Annotated in this window: 17 protein-coding genes; 4 read left to right on the top strand and 13 right to left on the bottom strand. The window is 68.1% G+C overall.

Annotated elements, in window-relative coordinates; all coding sequences use genetic code 11:
- Positions 1 to 71 precede the first annotated feature (71 nt).
- The 8 genes from C1932_RS02475 to C1932_RS02440 all read right to left on the bottom strand — a co-directional run bounded on the left by C1932_RS02475 (position 72) and on the right by C1932_RS02440 (position 7,566).
- Positions 72 to 1,739 (bottom strand): CsgG/HfaB family protein, encoded by a 1,668-nt coding sequence (locus C1932_RS02475; protein ID WP_108748356.1) that lies wholly within the window; start codon positions 1,737 to 1,739, stop codon positions 72 to 74.
- A 16-nt stretch (positions 1,740 to 1,755) separates the two neighbouring features.
- Positions 1,756 to 2,430 (bottom strand): hypothetical protein, encoded by a 675-nt coding sequence (locus C1932_RS02470; protein WP_108761120.1) that lies wholly within the window; start codon positions 2,428 to 2,430, stop codon positions 1,756 to 1,758.
- An 89-nt stretch (positions 2,431 to 2,519) separates the two neighbouring features.
- Positions 2,520 to 3,620, bottom strand: a complete 1,101-nt coding sequence (locus C1932_RS02465) for a hypothetical protein (protein WP_108761119.1) — start codon at positions 3,618 to 3,620, stop codon at positions 2,520 to 2,522.
- Complete coding sequence (locus C1932_RS02460) at positions 3,611 to 4,807, bottom strand: hypothetical protein (protein ID WP_108761118.1); 1,197 nt, start codon at positions 4,805 to 4,807, stop codon at positions 3,611 to 3,613. Before C1932_RS02460 ends, C1932_RS02465 begins: the two co-directional genes overlap by 10 nt.
- Before the next feature lie 105 nt (positions 4,808 to 4,912).
- Positions 4,913 to 6,175 (bottom strand): sigma-70 family RNA polymerase sigma factor, encoded by a 1,263-nt coding sequence (locus C1932_RS02455; RefSeq protein WP_108761117.1) that lies wholly within the window; start codon positions 6,173 to 6,175, stop codon positions 4,913 to 4,915.
- Positions 6,176 to 6,219: 44 nt separating this feature from the next.
- Positions 6,220 to 6,630 carry a VOC family protein gene (locus tag C1932_RS02450; RefSeq protein WP_108752032.1) on the bottom strand — a complete coding sequence of 137 codons (411 nt, stop codon included), beginning with the start codon at positions 6,628 to 6,630 and terminating at the stop codon, positions 6,220 to 6,222.
- Positions 6,631 to 6,663: 33 nt separating this feature from the next.
- Complete coding sequence (locus tag C1932_RS02445; RefSeq protein ID WP_108748350.1) at positions 6,664 to 7,083, bottom strand: VOC family protein; 420 nt, start codon at positions 7,081 to 7,083, stop codon at positions 6,664 to 6,666.
- Positions 7,084 to 7,152: 69 nt separating this feature from the next.
- Entirely contained in the window at positions 7,153 to 7,566 is a 414-nt protein-coding gene (locus C1932_RS02440; protein WP_108761116.1) for a YciI family protein, read from the bottom strand.
- A gap of 228 nt (positions 7,567 to 7,794) precedes the next feature.
- Between C1932_RS02440 and C1932_RS02435 the strand changes: the two genes are divergently transcribed.
- Positions 7,795 to 8,199, top strand: a complete 405-nt coding sequence (locus C1932_RS02435; protein WP_108761115.1) for a YciI family protein — start codon at positions 7,795 to 7,797, stop codon at positions 8,197 to 8,199.
- Here the strand turns inward: C1932_RS02435 and C1932_RS02430 are convergent.
- Entirely contained in the window at positions 8,177 to 10,258 is a 2,082-nt protein-coding gene (locus C1932_RS02430) for an NHL repeat-containing protein (RefSeq protein ID WP_108761114.1), read from the bottom strand. The two genes, C1932_RS02435 and C1932_RS02430, sit on opposite strands and share 23 nt — an antisense overlap.
- Before the next feature lie 151 nt (positions 10,259 to 10,409).
- Between C1932_RS02430 and C1932_RS02425 the strand changes: the two genes are divergently transcribed.
- A complete protein-coding gene (locus C1932_RS02425) occupies positions 10,410 to 11,903 on the top strand; it encodes a hypothetical protein (RefSeq protein ID WP_108761113.1) in 1,494 nt (497 codons plus the stop codon).
- Between the two features lie 6 nt (positions 11,904 to 11,909).
- Here C1932_RS02425 and C1932_RS02420 read toward each other — a convergent pair whose 3' ends face one another.
- Positions 11,910 to 12,686 carry a lytic transglycosylase domain-containing protein gene (locus C1932_RS02420; protein WP_108761112.1) on the bottom strand — a complete coding sequence of 259 codons (777 nt, stop codon included), beginning with the start codon at positions 12,684 to 12,686 and terminating at the stop codon, positions 11,910 to 11,912.
- A 101-nt stretch (positions 12,687 to 12,787) separates the two neighbouring features.
- The gene (cycA, locus tag C1932_RS02415; protein ID WP_108761111.1) at positions 12,788 to 14,161 is read right to left on the bottom strand and encodes a D-serine/D-alanine/glycine transporter; all 1,374 of its coding nucleotides are present in this window, start codon (positions 14,159 to 14,161) and stop codon (positions 12,788 to 12,790) included.
- A gap of 229 nt (positions 14,162 to 14,390) precedes the next feature.
- Here cycA and C1932_RS02410 point away from each other — a divergent pair, with 229 nt between their 5' ends.
- A complete protein-coding gene (locus C1932_RS02410) occupies positions 14,391 to 16,010 on the top strand; it encodes an EAL domain-containing protein (protein WP_108761110.1) in 1,620 nt (539 codons plus the stop codon).
- A gap of 3 nt (positions 16,011 to 16,013) precedes the next feature.
- Here the strand turns inward: C1932_RS02410 and C1932_RS02405 are convergent, their stop codons facing one another.
- Together C1932_RS02405 and C1932_RS02400 are read right to left on the bottom strand one after the other, a co-directional pair.
- Positions 16,014 to 17,198, bottom strand: coding sequence for an MFS transporter (locus C1932_RS02405; RefSeq protein ID WP_108761109.1), 1,185 nt, complete (start codon positions 17,196 to 17,198; stop codon positions 16,014 to 16,016).
- Positions 17,195 to 18,373, bottom strand: a complete 1,179-nt coding sequence (locus tag C1932_RS02400) for a serine hydrolase domain-containing protein (protein ID WP_108761108.1) — start codon at positions 18,371 to 18,373, stop codon at positions 17,195 to 17,197. Before C1932_RS02400 ends, C1932_RS02405 begins: the two co-directional genes overlap by 4 nt.
- A gap of 151 nt (positions 18,374 to 18,524) precedes the next feature.
- On the opposite strand from C1932_RS02400, the gene C1932_RS02395 reads away from it, so the two are divergent.
- Positions 18,525 to 19,424 carry a LysR family transcriptional regulator gene (locus C1932_RS02395; RefSeq protein ID WP_108761107.1) on the top strand — a complete coding sequence of 300 codons (900 nt, stop codon included), beginning with the start codon at positions 18,525 to 18,527 and terminating at the stop codon, positions 19,422 to 19,424.
- Positions 19,425 to 19,470: the final 46 nt, after the last annotated feature.

The following is a 19,470-nucleotide window of genomic DNA, read 5'->3' as shown; positions in this document are numbered from 1 at the left end:
GACACGGACACAGACAAGAAGGGGTCAGAGCCCTTTCCCCATGGGAAAGGGATCTGACCCCGCGCGATGTCTTACCAGTTCGGGTCTTCTGCCGGTGCGGCAGCGGCCTTGGGCTTGGGCTTGGCGGCCGGGCGTGCGCTGGCGGCCGGTGCCGCCGATGCGCTTGCCGTGGCAGCCGCAGCCGGCTTGCTGCCCAGCTTCTGCCGCAGTTCGATCTGGCCCGGGCGGAAGCCACCGCGGGTGGCGTCCACACCGTCTTCGATGGTGCCGTACGAGGTCTGCGCGGCCACGCGATCAATGCGGATGGTGCAGCACGGGTGCTCGCTGCGGCCCAGCGAACGACCGGTCTGCGGGTCCTTCAGTTCTTCGCCCAGGCGCACGGCCTGCCAGCGTTGGCCGGCCTGCAGCGTTTCACCGCCCTGGCTCAGCACCACCTGGTCGCCGTCCACAGACACCACTGACACCGGGAACAACGTGGTGACGATGGTCGTGCCGATCTGCCCGGACAGCGATTCCATCATCGAGGCGGCCATGTTGCGGCCATTGACCACGCGCGGCAGCGTGCTGGGGCCAGTCGAGGCCAGCTGGTGGTCGAAGCTGTCGGACATCACCACCTGGCCGGTGGTGGCGTTGACCAGGCGCAGGGTGATGCGGCCGCCACCGGAATACGAGGTGACCTGGCGATCGGACATGCGCAGGTTGCGCACGCTGCGCGGGTACTCGAAGCGTTCGATGGTGGGGATCAGGATCAGATCGGTCGCCAACTGCTGGCCGATGCGTGCGGTGTCCTGCAGGCGCACATTGCCGCTGTTGATGTGGTCGATCTCGGCCTGCAGTTCATCGCCGAACTCGCGGTCCAGCACGATGAAGCGCTGGGTCTGGGTCAGCGTATCGGACAGGCGTGCGCGAATGGCATCGGCCACTTCGCCGGCATCCACGCGACCATCACCCACGGCGTAGCTGCCGGACTTGGTGCGCGGCAGGGCCACCACGATCTTCGGCTTGCCCTGCTCGTCCGGCGCGCGGTACTGGGCAATCTGCGCACGCACGCGCACCTTCCAGTAGCTGCGCATGCTGCGGTGGGTCACGTCCGAATCGAACGAGCTGGCGCCCCGCTTGGCGTCCACCTGTACGTTCTCTTCGTAGTTTTCCTTGTAGCTGGCTTCGGCCGAACCACCGCCGCCGGAGGCCTTTGCCGAGGCCTGGCCCGACGCGCTGGCCGAGGCCGAGCCCTTGAAGCTCCAGCCTTCATCGCTGGCGCGCACGCGGGCAATGGTTTCTTCATCCAGCTGCCGCACTTCGTCCTGCGACAGGATTTCATAGCCCAGCACCGCACCCTGCGAGCCGGCAATCATCTGCTGGGTGAACGCGTCGGCGCGGATATCGCCGACGTGTTCCCCATCCACGTCCACATGCAGGCCTGCGCGCAGGCCCTGCATCTGGCTGGCCACGCGCACGCCATTGACCTGCGCCACTGCCGACTGCAGGGCGGCCAGCACCGCCAGTTCCGGCGTGCTGCCGATGCCATCGGCCTCGCGCGCGACCTGGGTGGTGCCGCCGAAATCCGGCGTGCCGCGCAACGGCGCGTCGTCGGCCGGTGCGTTGCTGGCCAGCGCGCTGGCCGCCTTTTCCTTGGCGGGGGCCGGCGCGGTGTCTGCCGCCGGGGCTTCCTTGTCGCCACAGGCCGCCAGCAAGGCAGCGGCCAGGCCCAGGCCGATCAGTCGGGTGGTGGTGCGCATGGACATGGACCTGCGATCAGAGGCTGTCGAGCAGCGAATCGGCGTTGGACGGCACCTTCACCTTGCTCTTCTTGGCGAAGGTCACGGCCGATTTGGACGAGCTGTACAGGCCCTTGATGAAGCCCGGCGATTCCTTGGCCACCCACGCACCGGCAGCCAGCTTGCGGCCCACGGTGGCCAGCTGGGTGGCGCCCAGGTTCTTCATGCCCGCGGTGAAGTTGCCGGCTTCGCCGCCCAGCTTCTGTGCTTCGGCAGCCGAGGCCAGCATCGACACCAGGCCTTCGGCGTAGTGCTGCTTCGATTCGGCGCTCAGTTCCGGCTGCGCGGCCACGCGCTCATCGATGGCGGCCTGGGCCGACTCGCTCACCGAGACGGACTTCTTCATTGCATCCACGCTCACCGAACCGGACGACAGCGCCTGGCGCTCGGCTTCCAGCAGCTGCACCTGCTCGGCCAGGCCGAAGGCGCGGGCGAACGAGGTCTGCGCCTGCAGCGAATGCGACTGCGAGCTGACGAAACGGCGCACCAGCGCTTCCTGTGCGGCTTCGTCCGGTGCAGCGGCGCTGGAGGCGCTGCTGGAGGTGCCGGTGGCGGCACCGGCCAGATCCTTCAGCTTGCCCAGGCCAGCGTGGGCCGGCATCGACAGGGTGGCGGCGGCAATGGCCACGGCAAGAGCGGTAGTGCGGATCATGGAATTTCCTTTATGAGAGAGACGGCCGCGGTGCGGCACACAGACAACGGGGTAGCGCCGGGCCATGCCCGGCGTTGGAACGCGGTGGATCAGCGAACCGCCTTGACGTTCAGTTCGTTGATCATCTGCTGCGCGGCCTTTTCAGCGGCCAGCTGCAGCGCGTTGGTACGGGCCACGGTCTCGTTCGGGCCGGTACCGGAGTACTGCACCGGGCCGACCGATGACACGGTGCGCGGGAAGCGACCGGTCACGTCCAGCACCTTGCCGGTCACGGTGACGAACACGCGGGTGTTGCCGCTGGCCGGATCGCGATCGCGCATGCCCACGTCCAGCGTGCCCACCGCGATGTACGGAATGTTGGCCGCGCGGATGCCATTGGCGGTATCGCGCAGGGTAGCTGGGGCCAGATCGTTGCCGGTGCTGAAATCCTTGCGGATGCGTTCGATGTTCAGCAGGCCGCGCGACTCACCTTCAACGTACTCCGCCTCCACCACTTCATAGCCGGCGGCGCTGAAGGCACCGGTCATGGCGGTATTCACTTCAGCCGCATTGGCCACCTTCCAGCTGATGTTGTCGCTGCGTGCGGTGGTGCTGCCGCCGGTGGTGACCGACATCGAGCCGTTCTGGTTGATGCTGCCGTTGGTGCTGACCGAATTGCCACGGAACGAATCACCTTCGCGGGTGTTCTCGCTGTAGCTGGTGCTCACGTCGGCGCGGCGGTATTCCTTGTCCTGGAACGACTGCACGGTGTCCTGCGAGCGCGCCATGAACAAGAAGGTCAGCAGCGAACGCTGTGCCGCAGTGGCGCCGGCAACGGCCGAGCCGGCATCCAGCTTGGTCTGCAGCAGCGTGGTGTTGATTTCCGCACGCACGGTCACGCTGTAGGTCTTGGCCTTCTTGTCTTCGTTGTCCGACAGCTGCACGGCGCTGAGCACATAGCGGTCGATTTCACCGATGAACTCGGCGCGGCGCGCTTCGAACAGGCGCAGCTTGGCTGCACCGGTTTCGGCGACGTACGCCTCCAGTGCATTCACCTTGGCCTTTTCCAGGGCTTCGGCACGGGTGCCGGCGCTCAGGCGCAGGCTGTAGCTGGCCGAACCGGTGCCGCGCGAGCTGGCGGACTGCGCCGCCACCGGCGAAGCCACCGCCAGGGCGATGAGGACGAGCAGGATGGTACGCATCAACGACATGACTTGATCAACTCCTGGAGGGCTTGGGTCTGCTGCTGCAACGGGCGGCCGCCCGGCTTCTGTTCGTCCAGCCAGGTGCGCGCATCGGCACGCTTGGCGGCGGCGCCGGCGAAGGCATCAAAGCCCGCCAGCAGGGTTTCGTAGCTGGCCGACCACTGGTCAACCTGCCACTGCGTGACCGGCACCACCTTGGTGGCGCCCTTGCGCAGCGGCTGTTCGAAATAGACCTTGCCCGAGAACGGCTCGGTTACCTTCGCGGTGAAGAACGCGCCGAACAGCATCGTCTTCATCGCCGGGGTTTCTTCGATAACGCCGTTCTTCAGCGCATCCACCTGCACGCTGATCAGGTAATCGGCCTCGGGAATCTTCAGCTGGTAGACCTTGCCGTCGGCAAAGCGCGCGGCCATGGCACCGCCGATCGCCTGGCCCGAGGCTGGCGGCAGCAGACCGACGCCGGTGTTCGACGACAGCGTCTTGGACAGCTCGTGGGCCAGGGTGGCGCGCAGCGTGTCGGCCCACTTCGGGTCCGGCAGCTTGGCCAGCGTGGCATCGGACAGGGTGACCGCGCCCACCTGCAGGCGGCGCGTGGCCGCTTCCGGCAACCTGGCCTGGGCCAGGGCCTGGGCCAGCACCTGCGACAGGCTGGTATCGGCGCTGCCGTACAGCAGGTCGGCCACGATCGCGTCGATATCGTCGCGGTCCGGGCGGTAATCCTGCACGTCAATGCGCTGCAGGGTAAGCGGATAGGACGCAATCACCTGGCGCTCGCGGAAGTCGAAGAACAGCGCCTGCAGGGCCACTTCCACCAGCACTTTGTACTGGTTGCCGATCGGCTCGACCGACACCAGTTCGCGGTCCAGTGCGGCGGCCAGCACGGTAGCACTGGTGGTGCCGTCCAGCATGGCCACCGGCTGGTCGATCAGCTCCAGCTGCGCCGGCTTGCGGCGTTGCAGTGCCCGCCACAGCGTCTGGTTCAACGGCAGCAGGCCGCGCGATTCCAGCACCGCCTGCGCGTGCGGCGTGGACGCCTTTACGGCAGCGGCATCGGCGGTATAGGCGAAACCGGCCCAGTAGGCCTGCTGTGATTTCTCTGCGGCCTGGGTTGCCAGCGGCCAGACGGCCAGGCACAACGCATAGGCAAGCAGGCGCGCAAAAGCGCGCGGCGCGCTCTTCGTCCTTGAAAACATCCAACCGCTCCTGAGTCTACACACGGAATGCGAACGCGTTCACGTTCGCTGGGCGCGAAACATAGCCGCTCAGGCGCCCGCCCACAAGTGCTGCCTTCGTCGGCTTCAGTTTTCCGGGGCTTGGCCGGCCCTTTCCCGCAACACCGCGCGCTCGGCGGCATTGGGGGTCTGTGCCGCCGCCATGGCAAACGCATCCCGCGCATCCGCCTCCCGCCCCAACTGCAGCAGCAGCTCGCCGCGCACCACCTGCAGCGGCGCGTAGCCATGCAGCCGTGCATCCACCAGCAGCGGCTGCAGCAGCGCCCAGGCCGCGAACGCGCCGTCGCTGCGGGATACCGCCACCACGCGGTTCAGTGCCACCACCGGCGAAGGCATGACCTGCAGCAGCTGTGCGTACAACGCCGCGATGCGCGCCCAGTCGGTGTCTGCTGGCTGTCGCGCGGCAGCATGGCAGGCGGCAATCTGTGCCTGCAGCACGTAGGTATCGTGCTGGCCACCGGCGGCCACGGCCTGCGCCAACGCCTGCTGCCCACGCGCGATCTGCAGCCAATCCCAGCGCGCGCGGTTCTGCTGGTCCAACAGCACCGGCATGCCCTGCGCGTCCACCCGGGCTGCCGCGCGCGAGGCCTGCAGTTCCATCAGCGCCAGCAGGCCCAGCACCGGCGGTGCCGGCATGCGATGGGCCAGGATGCGGGCCAGTCGCAGGGCTTCCTCGCACAGCGCCGGGCGCATCCAGTCATCACCAGCGCTGGCCGCGTAGCCCTCGTTGAAGATCAGGTAGATCGCTTCCAGTACCGAACCAAGCCGCTCCGGCAGCGCATCGGCGCGCGGTACCTCATACGGCACCTGCTTCTGCGCCAGCGTGCGCTTGGCGCGCACGATGCGCTGGGCGATGGTGGGCTCGGGCTGCAGGAATGCGCGGGCGATCTCCACCGTGGTCAGGCCCCCCAGCAGGCGCAGGGTCAGCGCCACCCGGGCATCGGCCGGCAGCAGCGGGTGGCAGGCCACGAACATCAACCGCAGCAGATCGTCGCCCAGGTCGTCTTCAAGCATCTGGTTGTCGTCGGGCGCGGGCAGCGCGGCCGGGTGCAGCAGCTCGCCCCACTGCGCGTGCTGCTGGGCCACGCGCTGGTGTTGGCGCAGCACATCGATGGCACGGTTGCGTGCGGTGGTCATCAACCAGGCCCCCGGGTTGTCCGGCATGCCCTGCGCCGGCCAGCGCTCCAGCGCGGCCAGCCAGGTGTCCTGGGCCAGCTCTTCGGCACGGCCCACGTCACCGCCCAGCAGCCGTGCCAGGCGCGCGATCAGCACGGGCGATTCCATTCGCCACAGGGTATCCATGCGCTGGGTCAGGGTGGGCTCGGCCATGTGCCGATCACAGCATCAACGGCCGGGCCCCACAAGCGTGCCGCTCACCCCGGCTCACCGTCCATGTGCGCGATCTCCCACAGATGGCCATCCAGGTCCTGGAAGCCCCGCTGGTACATGAAGCCGTAATCGCGCGCCGGCTGCGGTTCGCGGGCACCGGCCGCCAGCGCCTTGTCCACCAGCGCATCCACCGCCTTGCGGCTGTCTGCCGACAGGCAGGTGATCACCTCGGTGCTGGCCTGTGCATCGGCAATGGCCTTGGTGGTGAACTGCTGGAAGAACGGCTTCACCAGCAGCATCACGAAGATGCTCTCGCTGATGACCATGCAGGCCGCGTTCTCGTCGGTGAACGCGGGATTGAACTGGTAGCCCAGGGCGCTGAAGAACGCCTTGGACGCCTCCAGATCCTGCACGGGCAGGTTGACGAAGATCATCTGCGGTTGCGCTGCACTCATGGTCTGCTTTCCTTGAGTTGAAGGGAGGGCCGGTTACGGCTGCTTCATGCAGTTGACCATCCACGGCTTGCCGAAGCGGTCGATCAACATGCCCCAGCGGTGCGCCCAGAAGGTTTCGGCAATCGGCATCTGCACCTGGCCGCCTTCGGCCAGCGCGGCGAACACGCGTTCGGCCTCCTCGATGCTGTCCACGTCCACGTTGATGGTGGTGGCGCTGCCACCTTCGCCGCCGGGACCATCGGCGGCCATCAGGATCGCCGCCCCGATTTCCAGCTGGCTGTGCGCCACATGGTCCAGCGTTTCCGGCGGCATCTCGCTGCAGCCGGGCTCATCGGACGGCGGCATGTCGCGGTACTTCATTTCCGACGTGACCTGGCCGCCCAGCGCCTTGGCGTAGAACGCCATGGCATCGTGGGTCTGGCCGCTGAAGCCAAGGAAGGGAATCAGTTTCATGGCATTGCTCCATTGGGAAGGCGGGGGCGTGGGTGCCGGGGCGTACCCGGCGATGGCACTACGGCGGGCTCAAGCGTCGATCTGGTTCCGCAGACGCTGTTCCTGTTGCTGTAATTCGGGGGTGAAAGCCTCGCCGAAGTCCTCGGCGGTGATCAGCGGGCGCAGTTCCAGCGCATCACCGGGCTTGAACGGCGCGCGCCGCGCCCACTCGATGGCTTCGTCCAGCGACCGCACTTCCCACAGCCAGAAGCCGGCGATCTGCTGCTCGGCCGGGCCGAACGGGCCGGGCTGCACGGCCGGTGCACCCTCACCGAACTGAATGCGATGGCCGCGGGCGGTGGCGTGCAGGCCTTCGCCGGCGAGCATGATGCCGGCGGCGACCAGTTGTTCGTTGTAGGCGCCCATGGCGGTCAGTTCCGCTGCGCTGGGCATGCGCCCGGCTTCGGAATCGGCGCTGGCTTTGACGATCACCATCACTTTCATGTCGGTCTCCCGCGGGCGGCAGTGGCGCGCCCTTCACTCTTACAACGAACGAGGAGGACGGGGATCGACAGGTTCCTGGAAATTATTTTTCTCGCGGAGAGCGCGCCTTCGGCGGGGATCGGCGAACGGCGGAGCCCCTCCGTGGTGGGGCGCTTCTCGCGCTGCAGCATGATTCCGCGCAGACCTGCGCCATCATGGTCACCCCGCCCGCCACGCCAGGACCACCCCATGCAGCAGTACCTGCTCCTGATCTACATCGAGCCCGCCCTGCTGCAGGCCCTGCCCAGCGAAGAGTTCAACGCGCTGATGCGCGACTGCCTGGCCCACGCCGACCAACTGCAGGCCGAAGGCACCCTGCTGGCCGCACAGAAACTGCAGCCGGTGGACACCGCACAGACCCTGCGCGTGCGCGACGGCCACAGCCGCGTGCTCGATGGCCCCTTCGCCGAAACCCGCGAACTGCTGGCCGGCTTCAACCTGATCGTCGCGCGCAACCGCGACGAGGCGATGGCCATCGCCCGCGACTTCCCCTGGGCACGCTTCGGCAGCATCGAAGTGCGGCCGCTGGAAGACATGGACGCCGAACGCGAACGCTGCGGGGCGCCAGCCGCTACGGCAACAGCCGCACCCTGATCTCGCGCCGGCCAACGCCTTCGTTGCCACTGTAGTCACGCGCACTGGCACGCACGATGTATTCGCCCGGCGGCAGCGCCGCCGGCTGCCAGCGCCCGGTTTCCATCAGGCCATCGCGCACGGTGTTGGTCACCAGGTAGCGGAAGCGGGTAACCGCGCTGCCGTGCACGGTAATGCCGCTGTCCGGCGCATAGGCCACCTTCGCCGCCAGGTTCTGTGGCGGCATGCGGTTGAACACGATATTCCAGCGCGGCTGCTCGTAGCCCTGCAATGCCTGGCCGTTGCCATCCAGGACCTGGTAGCCCACCTGGTACGGCCCCAGCCGGCGGCGCGGCAGGTTGTTGTCCACCTGGTCCCACGCTTCCACCACGATCTGCACGCCACGCCCCTGCCGCGCCACCATCACCACGCCGTCGCTGCCCGGCGCCATGGGTTGGTCGTTGTCGTCCAGCAACGCCACGTCGGTGATACGCGGGACGAAGTGGTCGGCGTAGTTGTGGAAGCCCAGTGCCACCGCATTGGTCTCGAAACCACCGGTGCCCAGCGCCAGGTGCACGTGCGCCTGGCTGTTGATGCTCCCCAGCCGATCCCCCACGTGGATGCGCGTACCACGACGCACGCGGATGCGCTCCAGCGTTCCATCGTCGGCGTACAACGGCTGCCAGCGTGCATCGAAGGGTTCACCGCGCGGTGTGCGGCCCACACGCATGTGGATGTACTTCAGGCGATCTACCGCCAGGCCTTCGCCCTGCCCGCCCAGGCTCCAGGCGGCGATCGGGCTGCTGATCTTGCCCTCGGCAATGGCCAGCACGGTCTGCCCCACATCGCCGCGCACATCGAAACCGCCGTGCAGGTGGTGGCGGCTCTCACCCTTGAAGTTTCCGCGTACCTCGCCCAGCGTGCCCACCACTTCGTGCCAGCCGTCCTGCGGTGCCAGCGGCCAACGTCCGCCCGTATCGGGCAACCCGGCATCGGCGGCCGGACCCACCAGGGCCGGTGCAGGAAGCTCGCCCACCGGCAGCGGGCGCAGGCGATGCAGGCGGTAGGCAGTCGAATCAGCCACCAGCACGCTGCCATCGGCATCCACGGCCAGACCACTGGGGCGCGCCAGGCGGGGCAGGCGGTCGTTGCCCAGCAGCGCAATCTGGTGGCCCTGCGGGGTGATCTGCAGCACGCGCCCATCCAGGTCGCCTACGTACAGCACGCCATCGTGGGTCGTGGCCAACGACAGCGGGGCGTTCATCACCCCGCCACTGCTTACCAGCGTACTGACCGTGCCGTCGGCGCCCACGCGGCGCACCGCGTTGTTGAACAGATCGGCCACCAGCAGCGCGCCATGCGCGTCGAAGGCCAGGGCCACCGGGGTATCGAACCGCGCCTCGCCGCCGATTGCATCGATGAACCCCGGGCGGTCGCCACCGGCCAAGGTCCGCACCTGGCCGTCGGTGCCGATCACGCGGATGCGGTCGTTCCAGGTATCGGCCACGAACACCTGGCCCTGCGCATCCACGGCAATGCCCATCGGCCCATCGAAGCGTGCCTGTGCGGCAGGTCCATCGGCATACCCCTGCTCGCCGCCGGCCAGCGTGGTCACCTGGCCGTCGGCAGAAATGCGCCGGATCGCGTGGTTGCCGGTGTCGGCCACGTACAGGTTGCCCTGCGCATCGGCGGCAATGCCCGAAGGCGTGTGGAAGCTGGCCTGCAGCGCCGGGCCGTCCACGCGCCCCTCGCCCTGCCCGGCCACGGTCTGCACGCGGCCATCGGGCCACCAGCGGCGGATACGGTTGTTGTCGCCAGCATCGGTGAAGTACACCGCGCCCTGCGCCGTGCGCACCACCGCGTAGGGATCGGCGAAGCGCGCCTGCGCGGCCGCGCCATCACGATTGCCGGGATGGCCATCGCCGGCCAGCGTTTCGATCTGCGCCGTCCAGGCCAGGGGCGTGGGTTGCGGCCCAGCGGGTGCGGATACCTCGGTGGCCCGATCAGGCCACCAGGTGGCGGCCAACGCCGCTGCGGTCACCACCACCACGCCCACCACCCACCACTGCCGCTGTGCCATCGCTACGCATCATCCCTGCCGATTTCAGCCCACGACGATAGTCGCTGCACTGTCGTTGTGCCACCACCTGCAGCGCCGGCTACCCGGCCCTTGCTTGCCGCCAGCCGCGCGGCGGGTTTCAATCAGCGCTCACGCCAAGGATGGAACCGCCATGTCCCCTGCCCGCCTGCTGCCACTTGCGCTGTCCGCCGTCCTGCTGGCTGCGCCTTTTGCTGCGGGGGCTGCCGACAGCACCGCCGCCGCGACGTTCCAGCAGCGCTGGGAGAACGCGCAGACCACCGCCACCAGCGGCAACACGCTGGGCGCGATGGTCGAATTCGAGAAACTGATCGACGATCCGCAGTTGGCCACGCTCGCACCCGAAGCACGTGCCGAGGGCGCGCGGGTTGGCGGCATGACCGCGTACCTGCAGCATGACAACCCTCTGGCCCGCCGCTACCTGCAGATGGCGCTGGCGATCGACCCGGGCGACGTAGAGGCCTTGATGCCGCTGGTGTCGGTCGACCTGAGCGAAGAACAGAACGACCTGGCCGTCACCCATCTGCTGCAGGCCACGGCGCATGCGCGCGAGCCGCTCGAATTCGATACCCAAGTGGTCAGCTTCCTGCAGTACACGCTGCGCGACCAGCCTGCGCGCCGGCGCGAGGTGCTCAAGGCCCTGTTCGACAACGGCTGGAAAAGTGATGGTCTGGAGCCAGGCGCCTTCTGGGTGCTGCTGGCCAGCCTGCAGATCGACACCGATTCGGGCCGCGATGTAGCGGCCACGCTTGAACGCGTCCGTACACCGCTGGAACTGATCACCCTGCGCAGCGACAAGCGCTTCGACCGCTACGTGGATCGCGATGACCCACGCTATGACCCGGAGCGCGCAGCGCGCCAGTACCTGGACGAGCTGCGTGTTTCCAGCCTGCTCGATCGCAGCCTGGACGCCGCGCTGGTCGATTTCAGTTCCACCCAGTTGATGTTGGGCGAGAACGAGCAGGTCGTGCAGTTCAGCGACGGCATCGCCGGTTTCGTGGCCGAAGGCAACCTGCCCAATGGCCCCGAGGCGCAATGGCTGGCCTGGCTGCTGAGCAACCGGATGATCGCGCTGCGTCGGCTGGATCGCCTGGACGATTCCGTGGCCACGGCACGGCTGGCCGAGAAGGTGGGTGCACGCGGGCCGGACCATGTCGACCACATCATCAACCTGGCCTTCATGCTGGCTGCCACCGACCAGCTGGACGAGGCCGTGTCGGTGCTGGCGCGGCTGGACGACCTGAGCCCCTATGGCGAATCGGCGCAGGCGCTGGTGGGCTTCCTGGCCGCACGCAAGCGTGGCGACGCCGCCGCCGAAGCCAGCGCGCGGGCCACCCTGGTACGCAACCGCGACACGGCACGCACCTTCCACCGGGAAATGCTGCTGGAAGAAGGCGATCTGGATGGTGCCGCCGCTGCGCTGATCGGCCAGTTGCAGTCGCTCGATGACCGAACCGAGGTGCTGCTGGACCTGCAGGACATGCGCGTCTACCCGTCGCTGCCCACCGAAGTGCAGAGCGATGCACGCTGGCGGCAGCTGAAGCAGCGCGCCGATGTGCGCGCGGCCATCGCCAAGGTAGGCCGGGTGGAGCGCTACGCACTGTATGGAAACGCGTCTTCGCGCTGAATCACCCTACTTCGCCGGCACTTCGCTACGGATGCCCATGGCCTGCCGATAGCGCGCGTACAGCGCCATCACTTTTTCCACGTAGGCCAGGGTTTCCGCGTACGGCGGCACGCCGTTGTAGCGCGCCACCGCACCGATGCCGGCGTTGTAGGCTGCCGCCGCCAACGGGCGGTCGCCGTTGTAGCGGCGCAGTAGGCTGCGCATGTAGCGCGCGCCCCCGTCGATCGATTGCTGCGCCGAAAAGGGATCACGCACGCCGTACTCCACCGCGGTTTCAGGCATCAGCTGCATCACGCCCTGCGCGCCCTTGCGCGAGACAGCAAGCGCATCGAAGTTGCTTTCGGCATGGGCGATCGCACGCAGCCACGCATCGTCCACACCGGTGGCCTTGGCCGCTGCCTTGAACTGCGTTGCATGTGGCGCCAGCTGCGGCGCGCCGACCTTGCCCAGGCCTTCATGGGCCGGCTCGCCCGGCGGCGTGGCCACGGTGAACTTCAGGTACACGCGCGAACCGGGCAGGTTGCGGGTGGAATAGACCAGGGTGCCGTCCTGCTCGCGCTCGTACAGCACGCCGCTGAACACCCCCATGTTGCCCCACAGGTTGGGCGCCTGCACCGCGTTGTCGTCAATCTGTTTTGCCGTACAGCGCGTGCCCGGCTCGGGCGCGGTGGCCAGGCTGACCGTGTTGCCCTGCACGCAGCGGTACACCGTGCGCGCCGCCGCCAGGCCAGGCCACAGGCCCAGCAGCAGCGACAGCGCAACGGCGGCACGGCGGGGGAACATGGCGGCCGGATGATCCGGCCGCGCCCGCTAAATCCGGGTGAATGGGGTCGGGTGAATGGGGTCAGAGCCCGTTGCCACGCAACGGGATCCGACCCCGCAAATCACGTCACCGCTCTGCGGCGCAGCCAGTACCCCACGCCCAGCAGCACGAACCACGCCGGGCTGGCCAGCAGCGCCTGGCGGGTGTCGGCCTGCAGGCTCAGCAGCACCAGCACGGCGGCGAAGAAGACCAGACAGGCCCAGCACATGGCCACGCCGCCGGGCATCTTGAAGATCGATGCGGCATGCCGTTCCGGGTAGCGGCGGCGGTAGACCATGTAGGCCACCAGGATCAGCGACCAGACGAAGATGAACAGCACGGTGGCCAGCGTGGTCACCAGGGTAAAGGCGGTCACCAGGTTGGGAATCAGGTAGATCAGCAGCGTGCCGCCCAGCAGGCACAGGCACGAGAACAGCAGCCCACGGGCCGGCACCGCGGCGCGCGACAGCTTGGAAAGCCCACGCGGCGCGTGCCCTTCTTCGGCCAGGCCGTACAGCATGCGGCTGGTGGAGAAGATGCCGCTGTTGGCCGACGAAGTGGCCGAGGTCAGCACCACAAAGTTGATCAGGCTGGCGGCGGCGGGAATGCCGGCCAGCACGAACAGCTGCACGAACGGGCTCTTGTCCGGCACCACCTGGCGCCACGGCGTCACCGCCATGATCGCCACCAGCGCCAGCACGTAGAAGATGATGATGCGCACCGGGATGGAATTGATCGCCTTGGGCAGGTTGCGCTCCGGGTTGGCGGTTTCCGCGGCGGTGGTGCCCACCAGTTCGATGCCAACGAAGGCGAACACCGCGATCTGGAAGCCGGCGAAGAAGCCGACCAGCCCCATCGGGAACATGCCGCCGTCATTCCACAGGTTCGACAGCGAGGCGGTGTGACCGCTGGGCGAGGTGAAGCCCCAGGCCACCAGTCCGGCGCCAGTGATGATCAGCGCGCAGATGGCCACGATCTTGATCAGCGCGAACCAGAATTCCATTTCGCCGAACAGCTTCACCGTCACCAGGTTCAGCCCCAGCAACAGCAGCACGCACAGCAGCGCCGGTATCCAGGCGGCCAGTTCGGGGAACCAGAACTGCGCATAGGCGGCGATTGCGATCACATCGGCAATGGCGGTCACGATCCAGCAGAACCAGTACGTCCAGCCGCAGAAGAATCCGGCCCACGGACCCAGCAGGTCGGTGGAAAAATCGATGAAGGACTTGTAGTTCAGATTGGACAGCAGCAGCTCGCCCATCGCCCGCATCACGAAGAACAGCATCGCGCCAATGATCAGGTAGACGAAAATGATGGACGGGCCTGCCAGGCTGATGGTCTTGCCCGAGCCCATGAACAGGCCGGTGCCGATGGCACCGCCGATGGCGATCAGTTGCAGGTGGCGGTTGGACAGGCTGCGGCGCAGGTGCTCGGGGGGCGTGGCGGGTTCAGTCATGGACGGGCGCTGGAAGGGGCGGGTGAAGCCCCTGACGGTAGACCTGCGCGGCCCGGAGCGCCAGTCTCAGCCGGATCGCTGCCGTCATCGGTTGTCGTAATTGCCACAATGTGACGGATTATCGGTCCTGCCCCATTCCGCACAGGCGGCCAACATGCTCAGATAGGGCATCCGTCCAAGGATCGGTCGCCATGCCCGCAGCCCTGCCCGCCCGCCCGGAGTTCCGGCCATGAACCGCCTGCGGGTCATCATCCTAGGCGTCTTTGCCGCCCTGCTGGCCGCCATCGTGCCCATTGCCGCCATGGTCTATGCCACCTGGCACAGCGCCGTGGACGTGGAGCAGCAGCGCCTGCATGGCATTGCCGAACGCACCCTGCGGCGGGCCGACCTGTCCTACCAGGAAGCACTGGCAGCACTCAGATCCGCCGAAGCCAGCGCGATGGCCCCGTGCAGCAGCGAGCACGTCCGGCGCATGCAGACCCTGGTGATGACCACCCCGTCCATCGACCAGATGGGCTATTTCGAAGGCGGCCGGCTGCGTTGCACCTCGTGGGGCGCCTTCGAAGGCAACGTGGCACAGCCCGCTGCCGACCATGTCACCAGTGATGGCGCCGGCATCGCCGTGGATATCCGCCCGGCCGCCACCGGCGGGCGCAAGGTGCTGGCCGTACTGTACGGCTCCTACAATGTACTGGTGGACCCACGCCACTTCGTCGGCATCATCGCCGACCCGGATGTGCGCCTGGCCCTGGCCAGCCCGGATGGGCGCCTGCTGACCCGCCAGAGCGGCATTGACCAGACCCTGCTGCTGAAGCTGCTGCGCGACCCGGGCGAAGGCCTGGACGACGAAACGCTGTATGCCAGCGCGCGCAGTGAACAATGGCTGGCCATCGCCACCGCCCCGCGCACCGCCCTGGCGGCCACCTTCCGCCAGCAGGCCTGGCTGTTCGTGCCGGTGGGCCTGCTGCTGGCCGCCCTGGGCGTGGGCCTGGTGGTGTGGCTGTCGCAGCGGCGCCTGTCCATGCGCGGTGAGCTGGCCACCGCCATCCGCCGCCGCGAACTCTACCTGCACTACCAGCCCATCATCGAACTGGATACCGGCATCTGCGTGGGCGCCGAGGCACTGGTGCGCTGGCAGCACCCCGACGGCACCCAGGTACGCCCGGACATCTTCATCCCGCTGGCCGAGGAACACGGCCTGATCCAGGCACTGACCGATGTGGTGATCGAAAACGTGGTGAAGGACATGCGCGAGCTGCTGGTGTCCGACCGCAGCGCGCACATCGCCATCAACCTGGCACCGGATGACATCAGCAGTGGCCGAGCACTGAAAGTGGTGTCCGCACGCATGGCCGGCAGCGGCATCCTGCCGCAGCAGATCTGGCTGGAAGCCACCGAACGCGGCTTCCTGGATATCGACCGTGCCCGCACCATGATGGCCGCCGCACGCCGGGCCGGCCACAGCATCGCCATCGATGATTTCGGCGTGGGCTATTCCAGCCTGCAGTACCTGGAGCAGCTGCCACTGGATGCGCTGAAGATCGACAAGTCTTTCATCGATGCGATCGGCACCGAAAGCGCCACCACGCCGGTCACCCCGCACATCATCGAAATGGCCCGCGAACTGGGCCTGTGGGTGGTGGCCGAAGGCGTGGAAACCGAGGCACAGCTGGCCTACCTGCACAGCCAGCACGTGCAGTTCGGCCAGGGTTGGCTGTTCTCGCGGCCGTTGCCACGCGATGAATTCGTGGCCTTCCACCACCGGCGCCAGCAGCAGTACGGTGCCGCGCGTGAGCACATGCAGAATCCGCGCAGCGTGCCGATCGAGCGCGAATTCTCCGATACCTGACCGTCAGCCCCAGGCCCGCGGCCGGGCCAGCAGCCAGGCCCCGCACACCATCAGCAGGCCCAGCGGCAGCCACGCCAGCTGCTGCGCACCGCCCGCCTGCAGCAGCAACCCGCCGGCCACGCCACCAGCGGCAATGGCCAGGTTCCAGCCGGTCACCAGCATCGACTGGGCAAGATCGGCGGCGGCACCGGCGCGGCGCGCCAGCGCGGTCTGGAACAGCGCCGGCACCGCGCCGAACGCCAGCCCCCACAGCGCCGTTGCCAGCAGCAGTACCTGCGGGCTGCCCGGCCACAGCAGAAGGGCCAGCGCGGCCGCAGCAAAGCCCAGCACCGCCGCCCAGACCAGGGCGCGCAGATGCTGGTCCACGCCCCATGCCGCCAGCGCGATGCCGGCAATGGCCGATACGCCGAACACCAGCAACAGGCGGTCCAGCCAGGCGCCGGCGTGGGCCAGCAGGGCCAGCGGCTCGATGTAGGTGTACAGCACGTTGTGCGCCAGCACGTACAGCGCCATCACCAGCAGGGTGCTGCGCACGCCGGGCAGGCGCCATACCGAAGCCAACGGCGTGCGTTTGCCGCTGCCTGCGGCCGGCAGGTCCGGCAACGCCCAGCGCGCGTAGCCCAGCAGGGCCACGGCCAGCACGCTCATCAGCGCGAACACCCAGCGCCAGCCGATCTGCTGCCCCAGCAGCGTGCCCGCCGGCACGCCCAGCGACAGCGCCAGCGGCGACCCCACCATGGCCACGGCGATCGCCCGGCCCTGCAGCGACGGCACCACCATGCGTGCCGCATAGCCGGCCACCAGCGACCACAGCAGGCCTGCGCAGACACCGGCCAGGAAGCGCGCCACCAGGATCAGCGGATAGCTGCTGCTCAGCGCGGTCAGTGTGTTCACCAGCACGAAGCCGGCAATGGCCGCCAGCAGCAGCGGGCGCCTCGGCAGCCGCTGGGTCAGCGCGGTCATCGGCAGGGCCGCCAGCAGCGACCCCAGCGCGTACACGCTCACCAACTGGCCGGCCGCCGCATCGCTCACGCCCAGGCTGGTTCCAATCGGGCGCAGCACACCGGCCGGCAGGGTTTCGGTCAGCAGGGTGATGAAGCCGCCGCCGGCCAGTGCCAGCAGCGCCGACCACGGCAGCCGCGTGGCCTCGCCTGCGGGCAAGGCGTCTGCCGCTGCATGGCCGCTCATCGCGCACCGTCCAGGTCGGCATAGATCGCATCGCGCAGCGCATCCACGAACGGCCCGTGCATGCCGGCATACAGCGTGTTGGTCAGCGCCACCACGCTCAGGCCCCGCTGCGGATCGACAAACCAACTGTGGCCGTAGGCACCGCCCCAGCGCCAGGTTCCCATGGCCTGCGGCGTGGCGGCGGCAGCGGGGTCAAACAGCACCGCCGCGCCCAGACCGAAGCCCCACCCCGCCGGCTCGGGAGGCCCGGCACGGCCGACCTGCAGGCTGACCATCTGCGCTGCCAGCTCCTGCGGCAGCAGTTGCGAATGATCGACATCGCGCAGCGCTTCCAGTACTGCCATCAGATCGTCGGCGCTGCCCACCAGGCCCGCCCCGGCCGAGGGGAAGCGCGTGGCATCGGTGGCACGCGCCGGGCTGTAGGCAATGCCCACGGTGTCCGCGTAGACCGGCACCGTCTCGCCTTCGCCCAGCCGGTGTGGCTGCGGCAGATCGTCCACGTAGGGCACGGCCAGGCGTTGCCCTTCGGCGGTGGAAAAACCGGTATCGCGCAGCCCCAATGGCCGCGCCAGATGCTGCTCGAACAGGGCCTGCAGGCGCTGCCCGGTGGCAGCCTCGGCCACGGCACCGGCCACGTCCACGCCCAGCGAATACAGCCATTGCGTACCGGGGGCGAACTGCAGCGGCACCTGGCCGATACGCCGCACGTTCTCGGCCAAGGTGATCGGGCTGGCATCCATCCCATCGCTCACCCCTGCCCGCGCATAAGGCCCCTGCGCGTCGGCTTCCAGGAAGCGGTAGCCCAGTCCGCTGCTGTGGCTCAGCAGCTGGCGCAGGCTGATGTCCGGCGTCTCGCCGCTCGCCAATGCCGGGCGGAACTGCGGCAGCCAGCGCTGCACCGGCGCATCCAGATCCAACACGCCCTGCAGCACCAGGCGCAGCACCACCACGGTCAGCAGCAGCTTGCTGACCGACGCCAAGCGGAACAGCTGGTCGCGCTGCATGGGCAGGCCCTGTTCCCGGTCGGCCAATCCGCTGGCGCTGGCGTGGCGACACGCACCGTGCTGCCGCACCAGCACCACCGCCCCCACGATCTGGCCGGGGTGGGCCTGCTGCAGCACGCGCTGCACGGAAGGAAGCACCGGGTCCGGCGCCAACGTGGGGAGTGCATTCATCACGGCGATCCTTGGGAGGGAGGGCCGCCACGTTAGAGCCCACCACCCGCGGGAAAAACCCACGTTGCGCTCCCTACATCGTGGACTGCCCGGTCCGCAATCGGCACCATGGGCGGACCAAGACTACCGCCATGCCCCCGGAACGCCCGCCATGTCCGTGCTCGACAATCTGGCCAACCTGCAGACCTTCATCCATGCCGCTGAAACCCGCAGCTTCGTGGAAACCGGCCGCCTGCAGGGCATTTCCGCATCAGCGGCGGGCAAATGCGTGGCCCGGCTGGAACACGCGCTGGGCGTGCGCCTGTTCCATCGCAGCACACGCAGCATCACCCTCACCGCCGAAGGCCAGTTGTTCCTGGCGCGCTGCCGGCGGATCCTGCACGAACGCGATGCCGCCCGCACCGAACTGGCCCAGCAGAGCGCCTCGCCCAGCGGCACCCTGCGCATCAGCCTGCCGCTGGTGGGCGACCTGACCCTGCCCCTGCTGGCCGACTTCATGGCCGCCTACCCCGATATCCGCCTGGAACTGGATTTCAGCGACCGCCTGGTGGATGTGATTGAAGAAGGCTTTGATGCGGTGCTGCGCGTGGGCGAGCCCAGCGATTCACGCATGAACGCACGGCGCCTGGGCATATTCCCGCGCCGCGTGGTGGCCTCGCCGGCGTATCTGCAGCGCCACGGTGTACCGCGCACGCCCACGGACATGCTGCAGCATCGCCTGCTGCACTATCGCTTCCCCAGTACCGGCAAGCTGGAAACCTGGCCGGTGCAGTGGCCCGACGGCGAAGTGGCGCAGGAACTGCCGGTGAACATGGTGGCCAACACCATTGAAGCGCGCGTGGCCATGGCACTGCGCGATGGTGGGCTGGCCTTCGTGCCCGTGCACTCCGTGCGCCATGCGCTGGCCGACGGTCGCCTGGTCACCGTGCTCGACGACCACGTGCATTCCTGCGGCATCTTCCACCTGCTGTGGCCGTCCGGCCGCCACGTACTACCCAAGCTGCGCGCCTTCATCGACTTCGTCAGCGCCCGCCTGGAAACCGTGCCGTAACCCCCTTCCTGTAGAGTCGAGCCATGCTCGACTGCTCCGCTCGACT

Source organism: Stenotrophomonas sp. YAU14D1_LEIMI4_1, assembly GCF_003086815.1.
Lineage (GTDB): Bacteria > Pseudomonadota > Gammaproteobacteria > Xanthomonadales > Xanthomonadaceae > Stenotrophomonas.
The sequence above is the reverse complement of the archived record's forward strand: the minus strand, read 5'-3'. Positions and strand labels throughout refer to the sequence as shown.